This is a genomic window from Candidatus Parvarchaeota archaeon (assembly GCA_016866895.1).
In the GTDB taxonomy this organism is placed as follows: domain Archaea; phylum Micrarchaeota; class Micrarchaeia; order Anstonellales; family VGKX01; genus VGKX01.
Map to the genome: position 1 here is coordinate 1 of VGKX01000012.1, position 14,590 is coordinate 14,590.

14 protein-coding genes are annotated in these 14,590 nt (G+C 49.3%); 9 read left to right on the top strand and 5 right to left on the bottom strand.

Features of this window, described 5'->3' with window-relative positions:
• From FJZ26_01010 to FJZ26_01020, 3 genes are all read right to left on the bottom strand, one after another.
• Positions 1-195: hypothetical protein (locus FJZ26_01010; protein MBM3228985.1), on the bottom strand; the 195-nt coding region annotated here is incomplete at its 3' end.
• A 25-nt stretch (positions 196-220) separates the two neighbouring features.
• The gene (locus FJZ26_01015) at positions 221-967 is read right to left on the bottom strand and encodes a hypothetical protein (protein ID MBM3228986.1); all 747 of its coding nucleotides are present in this window, start codon (positions 965-967) and stop codon (positions 221-223) included.
• A 46-nt stretch (positions 968-1,013) separates the two neighbouring features.
• Positions 1,014-2,360: a DHH family phosphoesterase gene (locus tag FJZ26_01020; protein ID MBM3228987.1), complete on the bottom strand. Its 1,347-nt coding sequence runs from the start codon at positions 2,358-2,360 to the stop codon at positions 1,014-1,016.
• Between the two features lie 57 nt (positions 2,361-2,417).
• Between FJZ26_01020 and FJZ26_01025 the strand changes: the two genes are divergently transcribed.
• The 5 genes from FJZ26_01025 (at position 2,418) to FJZ26_01045 (ending at position 10,429) form a co-directional block, all read left to right on the top strand.
• The gene (locus FJZ26_01025) at positions 2,418-6,854 is read left to right on the top strand and encodes a hypothetical protein (GenBank protein ID MBM3228988.1); all 4,437 of its coding nucleotides are present in this window, start codon (positions 2,418-2,420) and stop codon (positions 6,852-6,854) included.
• Positions 6,855-7,045: 191 nt separating this feature from the next.
• The gene (locus tag FJZ26_01030) at positions 7,046-7,384 is read left to right on the top strand and encodes a hypothetical protein (GenBank protein MBM3228989.1); all 339 of its coding nucleotides are present in this window, start codon (positions 7,046-7,048) and stop codon (positions 7,382-7,384) included.
• 63 nt (positions 7,385-7,447) lie between these two features.
• Positions 7,448-8,146, top strand: a complete 699-nt coding sequence (locus FJZ26_01035) for a glycosyltransferase (protein MBM3228990.1) — start codon at positions 7,448-7,450, stop codon at positions 8,144-8,146.
• 62 nt (positions 8,147-8,208) lie between these two features.
• Positions 8,209-9,702 carry a hypothetical protein gene (locus FJZ26_01040; GenBank protein MBM3228991.1) on the top strand — a complete coding sequence of 498 codons (1,494 nt, stop codon included), beginning with the start codon at positions 8,209-8,211 and terminating at the stop codon, positions 9,700-9,702.
• 4 nt (positions 9,703-9,706) lie between these two features.
• Positions 9,707-10,429, top strand: a complete 723-nt coding sequence (locus FJZ26_01045; GenBank protein MBM3228992.1) for a class I SAM-dependent methyltransferase — start codon at positions 9,707-9,709, stop codon at positions 10,427-10,429.
• Here the strand turns inward: FJZ26_01045 and FJZ26_01050 are convergent.
• Positions 10,379-11,140: a glycosyltransferase gene (locus FJZ26_01050; protein MBM3228993.1), complete on the bottom strand. Its 762-nt coding sequence runs from the start codon at positions 11,138-11,140 to the stop codon at positions 10,379-10,381. The two genes, FJZ26_01045 and FJZ26_01050, sit on opposite strands and share 51 nt — an antisense overlap.
• Positions 11,141-11,200: 60 nt before the next feature.
• The gene (locus FJZ26_01055) at positions 11,201-12,697 is read right to left on the bottom strand and encodes a hypothetical protein (protein ID MBM3228994.1); all 1,497 of its coding nucleotides are present in this window, start codon (positions 12,695-12,697) and stop codon (positions 11,201-11,203) included.
• A gap of 101 nt (positions 12,698-12,798) precedes the next feature.
• On the opposite strand from FJZ26_01055, the gene FJZ26_01060 reads away from it, so the two are divergent.
• The 4 genes from FJZ26_01060 to FJZ26_01075 all read left to right on the top strand — a co-directional run.
• Positions 12,799-13,452: a hypothetical protein gene (locus FJZ26_01060; GenBank protein ID MBM3228995.1), complete on the top strand. Its 654-nt coding sequence runs from the start codon at positions 12,799-12,801 to the stop codon at positions 13,450-13,452.
• Positions 13,449-13,757 (top strand): hypothetical protein, encoded by a 309-nt coding sequence (locus FJZ26_01065; protein ID MBM3228996.1) that lies wholly within the window; start codon positions 13,449-13,451, stop codon positions 13,755-13,757. Before FJZ26_01060 ends, FJZ26_01065 begins: the two co-directional genes overlap by 4 nt.
• Positions 13,738-14,226, top strand: coding sequence for a hypothetical protein (locus tag FJZ26_01070; GenBank protein ID MBM3228997.1), 489 nt, complete (start codon positions 13,738-13,740; stop codon positions 14,224-14,226). Before FJZ26_01065 ends, FJZ26_01070 begins: the two co-directional genes overlap by 20 nt.
• A 4-nt stretch (positions 14,227-14,230) precedes the next feature.
• Positions 14,231-14,590: hypothetical protein (locus tag FJZ26_01075; GenBank protein ID MBM3228998.1), on the top strand; the 360-nt coding region annotated here is incomplete at its 3' end.

A 14,590-nucleotide genomic window follows, 5' to 3' on the forward strand; every position in this document is an offset into this window, starting at 1 on the left:
TTGCGCTGCCTGTCCGGCAGTCATTTTCCTAAAATCAGGGTTTTCCGTATCTATTACCTTGCCTATGGGCACATTGCTGAACCTTCCAAGCTTGGCTGGAAGCTCCTCCCTAAGCGGGGCGGCAAACTCCTTTTCCGTCCTACTCAATGCCTTAAGTCTCATTGCAGCGGCTGCCGGAGCGTTCTCGTCTGCCATGGACAAAAATACGCATCTGTAAAATTTAAATCTTCCTTTCAACAACCCTTCTGCTCCTGTAAAAAAGCAAGAGCATCAGGGCGCTTATGGGAAGATATGCAAGAGTCAGGGCAAGCAGTCCAATTCCAACGGGCACGAGCATCAAAATCACAACAAACCAGCCTATGATTATCGCCTGAATCTCCGCGAAATCCCCGATGTTGTTTCTTGCCGTCATGTAAGATTTTTTTAGCGCTGCCTTGGCTCCATATCCATCCATTGCAATGGCGCATTGGGCAAGTGAGAATGTTCCAAATATCACCACTGCAAGGGCGAAAATGGCAAGAAGCGCGACTGCCGCCGCAAGCGGCGTCTTTGTGAAAATTACGAGGAGAATAAACGGCAGGCTGCAGCAGGCAAGCAAAGCATATTGGACTCCCTCCACTACTATGGATTCCCTGGCATTTTTTCCGGCGCATCCAATAAACTCAAATGCGTCGGCATTCCCGGCATCGTATGCCCCGAGAATTGCACTATAAAATCCGCCTTTGAATATGGCCGAAATCAAAATACCTGCTACAACACACAAGGCAAGCACCGCATAGCTAGCAGGCGCAGCGGACTGGTGTGTGCCTGTGGCGGCGCTTGCAAAAAACACGAGGACGAAAACGGCAAGCGGGGCGGCAAAACTCATGGCGACGCAAAAGAAATATAGGAACCCAAGTTTTGCATAGCCTACGGTGTTTTTCCTATACACCAAATATGCTTCATGGAGTGCATTTTTCCAATTCATCGCAACCTACCCTGCCGCCGGATTATTGCCCACACCTAATTTACCATCATTCTTTATAATCCTGGTTTGCCTGCGACCTAAACACGCCGCCGATTGTCGCAAGAAATGCATCAACATTATCGTTTGGAATTGTGCAGCCAGCGGCCTGTGCGTGGCCCCCGCCAACTCCTCCTGCCTTCAAGGCAGCCGCCTTCATTGCGGCCCCGAGGTTGATTCCAGCGTCTATGCTTGTTTTTTTTGCGCGCCCCGAGACTTTTACTTGCCCCTCCTTGTCTAAGGAAAGCGCAACCATCGGCCTGTCCCCCTTCCCGCCCATAAGCATGCCGGCCACCACGCCTATTATCCCATCATCAATAACGCCACGCCCGTCCAGAAGCCTAAACGGGCCAAAATCCTGGATGTTTTTTGCGCCGTATGTAACTCCTGCCTGCAAGTTTTTCCTGTGGGCCGCAAGAAGCCCAATCGCCTCCTGCAGCGCACCTGTCGCTCCAAGACAAACCCCTATCCCGATTTGCGGCTTGTCGTTCCTCCCACAGGCGTTTAGCAGCGTTGCAAATTCCGCGGCCTCGTATAGCTGAGGGGTATACCTGTAAATGTCCAACTGGTAACTTTCGCCAAAAAGCTCCTGTGCCACGTTTTGGCTGCGGCCCTGGCTCAACGCATCAACCAAATTTCCCACAAACTTCTTTTTTTCCTCATCGTTCAAATCATTATATGTCCGCTGCGCGCTTCCGAAAACCTGTTCCACGCCGGAACTTTCTATGATTCTTGAGCACGCCTCCTCGTTTCCGCTGATGCCAGGCAGGTAAGGGTCGTCGGCATAAAGCAAAAGCTGTTTGAGCGGCCTTGTCCCTTTTCCATAAAGTCTCAGCCCGTTGGAACGCGAGACTGTCTTGTTTTTCCCGCCAATCTCAAGTAACTTTCCATTCAGCCCGTGCAATGGCGCCTGCACGTCTCCAACAGCCCCTACCACGCCGAGCCACTCGGCCTGCCCGAAAACAAAATACGCAACCCCTGCAGCAGAAATTTCCGCGCCCCCGTCAAGCCCGTGCAACTGCGGGTTTGCCTGGAGTGTCGCAATTCCCTCGGTCTGGTGGTGGTCTATGACAACGGCATCCTTGATTTGGTCTATTGCCTTGCAGCCGCCGCCAAAATCAACAAACACAATTTCATTTTTGTCGCAAAACAGTTCATTGACAATCTGGTCGTCAAGTTTGCGCAAAGTCACCATTTTTGGGAATTTGCCGTCTTTTTTGAGGCCAAGGGCGGCTATGCTGCCGCTTGTAATCCCGTCACAATCATAATGGTGCACAATCGTCGGGCTTGTGAAGCTCCTCGCATATGCTGCAACCTCGGCGCATTTTTCAAAAAACCCCCCCTCGCCCCCCTGCATAATTATTTATAACGCTGCTGGCAATATAACACCATGAGTCTGCTTTGCAAAGCGCTCATGCTTCTTATCCTATGCTTCATTGCCCTTGTGCCAGATAACCTGCCGCTTTTTGCACAAATCCAGCAGTCGGAGTTGCAGCAGGGCCAGCCAACATTCTCTTCCGGGCAGGTTGATTTTGGCAAAGCCTGCCTTTTTGCCCAAGGCCCAATCACCTATCCAATCACGCTTCCCGAGAAGTTCGAGAGGCCGTGGAAAGATGAAAAAACTCTTCGTGAATCCACCAAACCGGACCCGTCAATTCTTTCAAAAACAAGTCCTGCATCGTTATTTTTTAGCCCGGCAAAGGCTCATGCCATGGACCTGTCGCTTGAATCGGCCCAAATAGCCTCCATGGCCACAGGGACAACCGATATTCTTGTCCAGCAAAACGGCCCAAGCGCTTCCCGCATCCGCCTTGCACTGGAAAACTCAAGAAATGCCGCGGTGTCAAAGGCAGATGCGGACAATGACCATTTGCAAATCACCTCTCTATTCAACCTTGAAGAGCTGCAGGTATTGCAGCAGCCGATTCCTTTTGAATTCAAACTTCCAATCGGGGCCATTACCCTGCTCTCCAAACTAGAAAGAAGCGAATCGTTTTTCCGCCAATACTCGTCACACTGGTCAAGTGCACTAGACAGCCAGCTCGATGCCTTGCAGGCTGCCAATGCCGCATACAACGGCGAGCTTGACGACATTTATGGAGCAGTATCCGAACTTTCCTTCATGGGTGCCTCTTCCCCCTGCTACTTTGGCAAGGCAAAGGAGCAGTATGTTGCGTCCAGTAATCTTCTTGCAGGGGCGTCAGGAAGGCAGCAAAACGATTTTTACAAAATTACCGCCGCTTTGCAAAACAAAAACGAGGGCCTGCGCCTACATCTCCAAAACCAGTACAATGTCATAGATTTTGGGGATTTTGACGTAGCCGGCAACTTCAACCTTCTTTTGCTTGGCCAGACTGCAACAGGGCAGGGCAGCGGCGCGGTGTCAGGCCAGCCGCTTCTTGAACAACTGCACCTGACTTCGCGCGCGACACGCAAGGCAGTTGAGCTGATGGCGCAGGAGGCCGAGGTGTCGCGCCAAACTGCGCTGTCGGCTTCAAAAAAAGCGCAGGAGGCTGCAAACTATTTCGATGGAAACGGAGTTGCCGAAGTTCTTGTTTATGCGGGCCTGGAAGACAACCGGCAGCTGTCTTTGGCGCGCAGTAAAATTGCCCTTGCCGATTCATATTTTATGTCGGGGCAGCAAATAACCGGGCAATCGCCAAACTGGGCGATTTCCAAAATCCATTACTTCAACGAGTCAGTGCACCTGTATTCAAATTCGGAGGCGTATTATGTTACATCGGCCCGAATCGCGGAAGACTACCTTTGGCAAAGGCGGGAAAGCCTTGCGCTGCGGCTTGTGCGCCTCAAATCAGCCTTGTCCGAAAAGCATCAGGGTTTTGCCCTTGACAAAATCAGAAGCCAGAACATCGAGGATTTGTTTGTGCAGGCGCGTGATGGTCTTGCCGATGCAAAAAAACCCGGTGCGCCTTTGTCCTGGCAACTTGAAAAGCTAAATAGCGCGCAAAGCGATATTGAGGAGGCGGAAAGCATTCTTCTCTCCTGGTCCCTTGCAGGCCCAAACGCTTCAACAAATCTTGAAGCGCGGCTCGCATATTTTTCACTCCTTGTAAAAGGCGCGCAGGCGGATGGAATTGATGCGACTGCGTATTCCAACGCCCTTTCCGAGTATGAGACCACCTACCAAAATTCCCGCATCCAACCCCTTGCAATACGCCACCTTCAAAACCAACTGGAGCTTTCAATAGAAAGCCTGTCCGACCAGCTTAACCTTGAATATGCTCCGTTGTCTGAAAAATTCCTGGTGCTTGAAAACCAGGCAGCTTTCTTCCCAAATCTCAATCAGGAATTTGATTCAGTGTCAAACTGGTTTGCATCAGGCAAGCCAAACCTTGCTTTGGTTGCCGGGAAAAGAAAATCAGTGGAGGCTAATCTTCTGGAACTTTCGGCAAAGATTGAAGCCCAAAAACCGCAGGTCCTCTCATCATTCATGCAGAAAACAGTTTCTGTCCAGGATTTTGAGCCAAAAACATATTCAAACGAGCCTGCGCTTTTCAAGACGCAAGTTTCCGTTTCAAATCCGACCAGCCTTGTTTTTTATGGCGGCCAGCCTCAGCAAAACCAACAGGTCTTGACCACGGACGGCATTCAAAAACGGAAAGTCGAGGTCCTTTTCACCTCCCAAACCCCATACCAATCTTCAGACCTTCGCTTCAAATCAGATGGCATAGTTGGCATTGAGCGCCTGCAGCCAGCCAAAAGTGGCGGTGTTGTTTCGGCAGGCCGCCAACCGCAATTTGCAATCTATCTTGACAAAATCGGGGCGCACGAAAACAATCGGCTTGAGCTGGCCGGCAACTTCACTCCGCTTCTTGCATATGTCTCATCAAAAACATCACAAATCAGAAAGGAGCAGGCACAGGTATCCCAAGTTGTGGAACTAAGGCCGGACTTTCCACTTGCCCGCCCGCATCTGAGGCTTCAGGTGCCAAACTCCACAACCGCAGTGTCAGCAACCTTAGATAATCGGGAGCTTGGCACTATTATTGAAAGCTCATCCCAAGCAGGCTTGCCCTCAACATTTGCCATAGTCACCCTCCCGCAGCTTGAACAACAATCCTATAAGGCAAGGTTCAGCTACCAAATTGACAATCCGTTTTCAGTCCAAATCACCAACACCACGGTATCAGCTTTGCAAAACGGCCTTCAGCTCTCCACTACAGCCACGATTTTTGGGATTAAGGAGGACTTTGAAAACATTGAGGTTTCGATACCTGCATTTGTTTCAACCAGCTCAAATGTCAAAATCAGCCCCCTTGGGCAAGATACAGAAGTCTCTGGCGTCAAAGTTTCAAACCCAGGCGGCCTTGGCACCGTCTCATTCCTGCTTCTAAATCCAAAAAAAGGGCGCACATACAGCCTTAAAATCACGGGCGCCTCAACCGATGCGGCAAACTTCACATCAGACTATCTTGCTGCCGCAAGGCTTTCCTTATCCTCAAAAAATACAACATCAAAATATATGCGGGGCATAGAGGCTGCCCAAGCCCTCTATGACTCCGGGGATGTCCTGCAGGCGGCAAGGCTTGCATATGAAACAATCTCAAAAGCGCAAGCAGAATCGGAAAAGCTCGGGGGCTTCAAGGAATCATTTGACACGGGCTACAATAAGACAAGGGGGAGACTAGACTCGGCAAACCAGGCATATCTTGTCTTGGCAAAAGCGTCAAACTCCGATTCCAAACAAATCCCCAGCCAGGTTTCCAAGGCCTTGCTGCTTCTTGATACTGCGGCAGAAAAATATTCTGAAGGGGATTTTGAAGGTGCAGAGGAGTCGCGCCGCCTTGCCCAGGGGGTTATCTCGAAAATCGACGTTTCTGAATTCGAGCACCAAGCCCTAATCCAGGCAGACGGGCAAAACGAGAGAGAGCTTGCATCAGAAGAAAAGCTTTTCGGGCCTGGGTCTGCCCAGTTCAAAATCATTTCAAATCTTCGAGCCGGCCTGAAAAGCCAAATCAGGCACGGCCTGCAGCTTGTGCAATACGGCCAGCCATCAGATACAACCGGCATTTACCTGCAGCTTGAGAATATATCTGCAATTTCAAAAGACGCACAAAACCAAATGCAGGCACAGGCGTACTTGCTTGCAGCCAACGCCTCGTCAAGCATTGCCAGGGCAAACGGGGCGCTTTCAAAACTTGCAAAGGAAAAAACCGTTCTTTCAAGAAGCAGGACAGTGCGGCTTTCACTTGACATTGAAAAAGCCCAAAGTTCGCTTTCAAGAGCCTCAAAGGCGCTTGAAAAAATCCCGGACAAGCAATCCGGCAGGCAAATCAGCCTTGAGTCGGCGCAGCAGGCCGCATTTGCCAACCAAGAGGCGTCGTCAACATTATCTTCAGTTTTAGGGCAGCTGTCTCGCTTAGAAAAAGCGGCAGATGAAAAAAGCCTGGATGCCCAGGCCTTGACAATCCTTGCAATGAACATGTCCTATGGAAAGGGGCCGGAGTTTGAAGCTAAGGCAAAACAGGCCAATGATTTGGCTGCCCAGGCCAGAAGCCGGCTTGAAGAGGGAAACTTTGCAGAATCCATAATAGCTTCGGAAAGCTCGATAAAAAGCTCAAACGAGCTGATACTTGCAGCTGGAAGCAAAAAGCAGGACAGCCTGGCAGTGCCAATTGCAGCAGTTGTGGCGCTTATTGTTGTTTTGTGTGCCGCCTATTATCTCAAGACACGGGGAAGACAGTCCAAAGCCATAGCCAAAAACCAACACACCCTGCAATCCAGCCAACAACACAGTCAAAGCCGCGTGTTTTCTTTTGGGCTTGGGGGCAGGCCACCATCTGAAAATGAGGCGGCAAAAAAAACCCTCCGAAAACTTGAGGACGATTGAATCGCAACCCACGATAGTTGCAATCTTCGCTTTGCCGCAAGCTACTGCAAGCACTGATTTGCTGCAGCCGGTCTGGCAAGTCTTACATGCGTTTCTATTACCTACAACCCCCTTCCAATTCCTTCCAATTATGGCAATCTTTTTAAACTACCCCGATGATACTAATTCACACTTCCTAGGAGGATGATAAAATGAATTTGAAAAAGTTGGTATACGCACCGCTTGTGGCAATATTCTTGCTAAATATGGCTGCAGCGCAAGGCTCAGGCGGCTTCAACAGCCTGGTAGCCGCCTTGTCACAATTTTGTGTGAGCATCAAGACGCTTGTCCCAATGGCGGCAATGCTCATGATTGTTGGCGCAGGCGCACTTTATGCAGTCGGCCAAATGATGGGCGCTGAGACGAGGGCCCGTGCAAACGTCTGGGCAACCGCAATGCTTATCGGTGCCGTGATTGGCGTCCTGATTGTGGTTATTGCGCCTCCATTCTTGAACTATCTATATGGCGGGGGCAACTCAGTTAGCTGCTAAGCAGGTGCTTTGGGCTTTTGCCCAAACCCCCTCTTTTTTATTCTTCTTTTTCAAATTCTTTCCATGCCCGAATACTCAAGCTTCACCCTCATAGTGCCAACCCTGAATGAGAAAGCCAACATTGGCGTTCTTTTGAGGGAAATAAGGAAACTCTATCCGGGGCTCAAGATAATCGTCTCTGATGACGGCTCAGTTGACGGCACAAAAAAAACTGTTGAGTCGTGCAGGCATTATGGTCGCAATTTGTTATTTCTTGACAGGTCAGGTTCAAGCACCAAAGGGCTTGCTGCAAGCGTGCTTGATGGTGTGGCAGCTTGCAAGACGCCTTACTTTATTGTAATGGATGGGGACATGCAGCACCCGCCTGAGGCTGTTGATGATATTATTCATGCATTTGAGTCTTCCAACCACCCTGATTTGGTTGTCGCTTGTCGTGCAAGTGTAAATGGCTGGCCAGCCCACCGCAGGCTTATGAGTCTTGCTGCAAGTGCAATAGGCGCGGTTTCTCTTGCAGTCAGGGGCAGGCAAAGCGACTTTGATGTTCTTTCCGGGTTTTTTGGCATGAAAAAAACAGCCTTTGAAAAACTTTCCGCAGCAAGGATAAACAAAAGCGGCTATAAGCTCCTTTTTGACATTGCAAAGCAGCTTCCCGCCCAAACTAAAATTTCAAAAATCTACTATGTGTTTGGCGCGCGCGGGTCAGGCAAGTCAAAAATCGGCCTGAAGCACATTGTCGCCTACCTCAAATCCACAATCACCTAAATTAATGGTTAAATGCAAGCCAGCCCGTGATAAATAAATATTTGTTCCAGTTGTGTATTCCAATGCTTCCCCCATCCCTCAAGTCAAGGCAGTTCCTGGCGCTTCTTGCATTTTTTCTTGTTTCAAGGCTTTTCCTCTCAGTTATTTTTCCATTTTTTATCGGTGATGAAGCCAACTATGCCAATGCATACGCCGAGTTTGCCAAGTCTGGAAGGCCTGATGTATATGGCGAGCTTGTGATTAAACCTGCTGGCATGTTTGTTCTCTCTGCACCATTCCTGTCAATATTCCTTCCACTCTCGGCAGCATTCTCGCTGCCAATCGAAGTCCCCTTCAGGATAACCTCAATCATTTTTGGCGCGCTGGCTCTTGCAGTTCTCTTTCTTATCCTCGAACATCTGACCAAGTCAAGAACAGGGGCCGCGGCCGGAGCCTTGTTTTTCTCAATCACCCCAAATTTTTCCCTTATATCCTTTTACTATTCCCCAGACATTTTCTTTCTCCTGGCGCTTTTCCTTGCGCTCCATCAACTCGTCTCAAACCAGACAAAAGGCGGCTCGATTGCAGCCGGCCTTCTAACCGGGCTTGCATTTTACATAAAAATGCAGCAGATTGCGCTGTTTTTTGCGGTTCTTGTCCCCTTTATGCTGCTGCGCCAAAAAATTAGGATTGACTACTTTGCCTATGCTGCCGTATCGGTCGTTCTGGCCATACTGGTTTCAGCTATTCCATACTACCCAAACAGGCTCACGCAATTATGGCTTCTTGTCCAAACAGAGTTTTTCACCAGGCTCAGCCCAGATGCGGCATCCGCGGCATTTTCCTTTGCCTCGGGCCTTCAAATCCACCTGGGGGTGTTAGTGCTCCTGTCGTCCATTCTTTTTATAAAGCGCGAAGCGCTCAAGGGGCATCTGTTCGAAGTTAGTCAAATTATCCTGCTCTTCTCATTTTTTGTTCTCAACTCTTTCTATTACACGGCAATCCTGTTTTTCGGACCTGCCCTTCTTGTTGCATCGGCTTTGTGTGCAGCCAAAAAGGCAGACGCAATGGCTTTGGGCATTCTTCTGCTGCTTTGCGCGCTCTTCAGCCTCAACACACTTTACTACGCATCCTTTGACTCCAGATATGATTTCCCGTCGCAAAAACAATTAGGGCTCTTCCTTGCAGGCAAATATCCCCTGACTATCCTTGCCGCAAAGCCGAACATGGCAATCTGGAGCTACTACACAAATCATTATTCAAATACAAGTTCCCCTGCTCTTCTTGCCAACATGCGCATGACAGTGCTTCCATACAAATTTTTTGCCGAAGGCGCTGGAGGCAGCAAACAAAATAATGGCTATGGAATGTCACCCAGAATCCATGCTATTTACACAAGCCAGTCGGATTCGCAGGAAACCGTCATGCGAAAAATCAACACTTTCAATGACACGTATCTTGTTGTTGAAAAAAGCCATCTAGATTATTTTGCAGGCCAAGTGCCGGAGGGCTACCTCAAGGCAGCATCGTTTGGCGAGCGGCCGGGTTTTGTTGTTTTTGAGAAAACTGCACGGTGAGGCTATGAAGCGCATTGACTATGAAAAAATGGCCCGGGTGCAAAACACCAACTGGTGGTTTGTTTCAAGGCAGCTTTTGCTCTGCCAGCTAGTCCAGTCAATAACCCCAAAAAAGCAAAAGACGGTGATTTTGGAAATCGGCTGTGGCACCGGCTCTAATCTATCCAAACTTTCATCTTTTGGCAAGGCCATTGGGCTTGACAACTCAAAAATAGCCCTCTCATTTTGCCGCAACCAGGGTCTGGATGCGCGGCTTGGGGATGCACTGGACCTGCCGTTCAAGGATAACTTTGCCGATATAGTCGTCTATGCCGATGTTCTTGAGCACATTGCAGACGACAAAAGAGCCGTGGCGCAGGCATACAGGGTGCTCAAGCCCGGGGGCTATTTAATAGCCACGGTTCCTGCATACCCGTGGCTGTTTTCCCTTCATGATATTGCGGTAGGCCACAAGCGAAGGCACACCACAAAATCCATTGCAGGCCTCCTTTCAATGTTTGAAATACTCAGGTGCTCCCATTTTTTCTCATATGCCCTTTTTCCCGCAGTTGCCGCAAGGCTTGTAAAAAAACTTGCAAGTGTGGAAGGCTCTGACGATTTCTCGGTTCCAGGCCCAGTCAATTCCCTTCTCCTGTCTCTTTCTGCCGCCGAGCGCAAGGCTATTTCAATGGGGGCTTCAATTCCCGTTGGCACAAGCATTATCTGCGTTGCCAGGAAAAAACCCTGACTTTCGCAGCCTGTATTTGGCAAGCGCCACTGCCATGTTCTTTGTATCCTTGAATATGCTAAAAGTCGTGTCCTTTTGCTCGTCCCAAAAAACTGGCACTTCACATATTTTTTTTCCTGCGTCCAGTGCCTCAAGCAAAAACTCCGTGTCCCAGAACCACCACTTATCCTTAACTTTCCTGCTCACATCCAAAAACACATCCCGCCTGTAAGCCTTGAATCCGCACTGGTAGTCCGTAATATTTGCGCCAAAAAGCAAGTTGATTAGTTTGAGGTAACAAAAACTCAAAGCCCATCGCAGCGGCTTTCTGTTCGCCTTTGCCCCACTGGCATATCTGGAACCTATTACCACGTCATTGTCATCAAGCAACCGTATGAGGCCTGCAAGCGCCTCAAGCTGCGTTGCCAGGTCGGCGTCAAAATATACAATTTTTTCAGCCTTGGTGTTTTTGCATGCAAGTTCTATGGCTGCGCCCTTGCCAAGGCGGGTTTTGCTGCTCAATACCAGTATCCCGTTCTGTGAAGCCCTTATTCTTTCCAAAAGTCCCGCAGTCCCATCAGTGCTCCCATCCTCTGAAATTATTATTTCATAATCCCCTTCCCCAAGCCTGCGCATGTGGCTTCGGATGCTTTTTATTGAGCGCTCAAGGTAGCTAGTGCCATTGTGGACAGGCAGTATTATCGCAATCTTGGCTTTTCTTCCCATGTTCATAACCTTCCAATAAAATATGCGTCTCTTCCGGGCACCGGCCTCCTGTCATTTATCCGCAAGCTATCCAGTGCCCTCTCTTTTATATGCAACAAGCCTCTGCCCGAATTCCCTGTCAAGCCTATATCCAAATCCTTCAACTATGCTTTTTGGGACTTCGGATGCAAGTATATAATCTGCCTTGAACTCATTGCACTCCATCAAAAACGGCCGAGTCTCCCAGAAAACATCCCCGAAATTCCTTGTAAAATTGAATTTTTCAGGCTTGTTTGCAAGCACCTCGCTGACAAACTCCCTGTTTTCATAAAGCCGCAGGTTGCCTTTCCCCAATACTCCCATGCAAACGTTGCTAAAACTTTCCTTTCCAATTTGCAAGCTTCCTTCCGCCCTTTCAGTTTCAAGCTTGTAAAACACTGCCCCAGGCGCATATGTCCCTATAAAATACACGTTTCCCTTTCCGGCAAGATAAACTCCAGCATCCCTTTCCCATGCCCGTTCATAGGCTGTCGCATAAGCCAGGGCAGCGTACACAAAACTAATCAATATGCAAATTGCAAGTGCGACTGCTGCAATGGCGTCAAGTTTTCCTTTTGCGTCAATAAATACGACTGCGCCGACAACCGCCACCGCCGGAAGCGCTGGCAGCAGATACCAGGGCATTCCGGTGTTTGAGCCCCAAATCAAAACAGGCAGAAGCGACAGCCAGACGAGCAGGAAAGGGTCAAACCCAGGCAATTTTTTCCACAAGCCGTAAAGGAAAAATCCGGTAAAAGGAAGCCCCTCCATTAAAAAATATCCAAGGGCCCTGAGCATTGAGGTTGCAAAGGGCTTTTCCTGCAAATCAAACTTCTGGAGAAAAGTCGAGGCATCTGAGCCAAGAAGGCTGCTTTGGGACAGGGCATAGGCAAATATTGCCGCGGCAACTGGCGTGGAGCAAAGGGAAAGCAGAAACGTCCTGTCGCCAAGTATTTTTCTATCTTTGAAATACCAAAAGAACACGGCAAGAAGAGGTATTGCAAATGCCATTACTGTCTTTGCAAAATAGGCAAGAAAAGCAAGAGCGCCGCCTGCTGCAAAGTCCATCCGGTCCCGCCCCCTAAAATAATAATAGAGCGACAGCAGCTCAAGGAGCATGAACAGGTTGTCGGTGACTCCAAGGTTGTTGACAAAGACGACTGGGTAAAGGACTGCATATATTGTAGAGGAAACAAAAGCAAGTTGCGCGTTTTTGTACAAGTTTTTAACAAGATAATACAGGACTGCAAGCGCTGCAAGCGAGAACGCCAGCCCGGAAAGCCTGTACGTAAGCTCAATGCCAAACCCGGCTGCCTTTCCAAGCATGACAAACGGCACGTTAAGGAGAAAGTAAAGAGGGGGCTTCCAGCCTGTCTCAAAACCAAGATAAGTAGTCACAAATGCCGGCCTGCCTGCAAACTCCAGAGTCATCTGCGCATAGAGGTTCTCATCAAGAATCAAAGGGGATGACTGGATAAACGGCAGCCTGAATGCCATAAATATGAAAAGCAAAATTGCCAGATGTTTTTTATCGCCTGAGTCCATCAAATCAACTACAATTTCCCATCCAGTCCTTATCCAGCCCGCCCCAACTAGCTGTTTTTTTGTGCCAAAAGCTTTAACTCGTTGCCTTCAAAAAGACTTATGTGAAAGCGTTTGTGACGTTTTTGCTTGCAATTGCCATCATGGCAGTTGTCCTGCCCTCCTATTCCTTAATCCACAGACTTGACCCAAGCCCCCCCTCCGCACTTATTGCCTCTGAAAAAAAGTTCTATGCAGCATCAGACATCCACAACAGCATGTTTGAGGCCGCCAGAGTCTCACTTTCCAAGGCAAAAAAAGATGGGCAGGCACTGCACGCGCTTTTGCTTGCGGCAGGCGTGCCTGCTTCCCAGGTTGAAGGCCTGACCCAATCGCAACTTTCGCGCAAATACGTCTACCTTTCACTGCTTTCCAATTCGCGCCGCCTCAAACAGGAATATGCACAATATGGTGCGGTTTTCTGGTGCGGCCCAAGCTCGTTTATTGGCAAAGGCGCCTCGATAGGACTCATGGAGTCCTCTGGGGTCGCAGTGCCATGTCCCGGCTGCCTTGAGCTTTCAAGTCCGCAGTGTGAAAACTCACTTGCCATAATGGAGTCGGCTGACGGGTCTTATGGCATTGCAGGCACCGACCCGTCAGGCACAGTTCCCGTTGCAGGAAGCTTTGGGGGCTTTGGCCTTGGCTTTTCCCTCTACGACCATGTGCAAAATTCGGCGTCAATCCATTACATGTCCAGGATTTACGAGGCTAAGGCATGAAAATTGAAATCAGCGCAGGAAAACAGGGCCAGGCATCAGTGGAATTTGCGCTTTTCTTTGCCATCTGCATTGCCCTTCTCAGCCTTCTTCTTCATTCTGTTCTGGCACTAAAAAAGTCCCAGGACGCGCGTATCTCTTATTCAGAGTCATCGTATTTCGCAGCAAAAAATATGCAGCTGTATTTTTCCCTTGCATTTTCCGGCAGCGCAAAGGCGGCAGATGCCATCTATAATAATTTAAGCGCAACTTCTGTTCCGGCAAGGCCGCCGCGGCTTGTTGATGCCAATGAATACAATCCGGAATAAATTATTGGCGGTATCCTGCCTTAGGCGCAAGGAAGGCGGCAAAGGCCAATTTTCACTTGATGCGACTGTCTGTTGCCTTGCCCTTCTCCTGCTTCTGGCGGCCTTTGTCTCAACACTTAATTTCAAAAACCGCCAGCTGGAAAACCATATAGCTCTCTTTGCGCTGGATGCCAGGGTCAATGCGGCGGCAGATTATGCAATAAAATACCATGGCGCCGTCAAAACCCCCTCCTCAGTGCGCCACCATGTGCTTTCAGAGTGGTTTGCCACGAGCACTGTCTTGGGGCAGGGAATAGCCGGATTTGAAAATACAAGTGCAAGAATTTTGCCTTCAGGGTCAGACGCCACTTGGCAGTTGCCCTCGTTTTCTCCTGCACCTGATTGGCAACAGCAAAAAAACTATCATTGTGTCACCAGGCTTGCGGTTTTTGAGGGAAGGCCGGCCAAGCTTGAGGTATGCGGGTGGTAATCAAATGCAAAGCCTTGAAGCCATTTTTTCGTTGATTGTAGGCCTGTCATTCCTGTCAATGCTCCTTGCCGCAAGTCCTGCAGGGCAAAGAAACGACCTGTACGGGGTGCAGCTTGCAAACGACCTGGCCGAAGTCTCCCTCAAATCGGACATGGCAGCCGACCTCAAAAAGTATTTTGCCGATGCGGACCAAGATGCAAAGCAGAGCCTTGAATCTGCCCTCAATTTCCTTTCACCATCAAACTCAATATGCCTTCAAATAAAAGATGCATCGGCTGAGATTGAGCTGGAAAATGCCGTGGTTGGCGGCTGTCCGGAAGACTTCAAAAACTCATTTTGGGCGCAAAGGGGCCTGGTGCTGGAG

Coding starts and splice junctions, on each gene's coding strand:
- FJZ26_01055 (MBM3228994.1), bottom strand. CDS start 12,697: ATGGACTCAGGCGATAAAAAACATCTGGCAATTTTGCTTTTCATATTT.
- FJZ26_01025 (MBM3228988.1), top strand. CDS start 2,418: ATGCTTCTTATCCTATGCTTCATTGCCCTTGTGCCAGATAACCTGCCG.
- FJZ26_01045 (MBM3228992.1), top strand. CDS start 9,707: ATGAAGCGCATTGACTATGAAAAAATGGCCCGGGTGCAAAACACCAAC.
- FJZ26_01050 (MBM3228993.1), bottom strand. CDS start 11,140: ATGAACATGGGAAGAAAAGCCAAGATTGCGATAATACTGCCTGTCCAC.
- FJZ26_01020 (MBM3228987.1), bottom strand. CDS start 2,360: ATGCAGGGGGGCGAGGGGGGGTTTTTTGAAAAATGCGCCGAGGTTGCA.
- FJZ26_01040 (MBM3228991.1), top strand. CDS start 8,209: ATGCTTCCCCCATCCCTCAAGTCAAGGCAGTTCCTGGCGCTTCTTGCA.
- FJZ26_01035 (MBM3228990.1), top strand. CDS start 7,448: ATGCCCGAATACTCAAGCTTCACCCTCATAGTGCCAACCCTGAATGAG.
- FJZ26_01070 (MBM3228997.1), top strand. CDS start 13,738: ATGAATACAATCCGGAATAAATTATTGGCGGTATCCTGCCTTAGGCGC.
- FJZ26_01030 (MBM3228989.1), top strand. CDS start 7,046: ATGAATTTGAAAAAGTTGGTATACGCACCGCTTGTGGCAATATTCTTG.
- FJZ26_01065 (MBM3228996.1), top strand. CDS start 13,449: ATGAAAATTGAAATCAGCGCAGGAAAACAGGGCCAGGCATCAGTGGAA.
- FJZ26_01015 (MBM3228986.1), bottom strand. CDS start 967: ATGAATTGGAAAAATGCACTCCATGAAGCATATTTGGTGTATAGGAAA.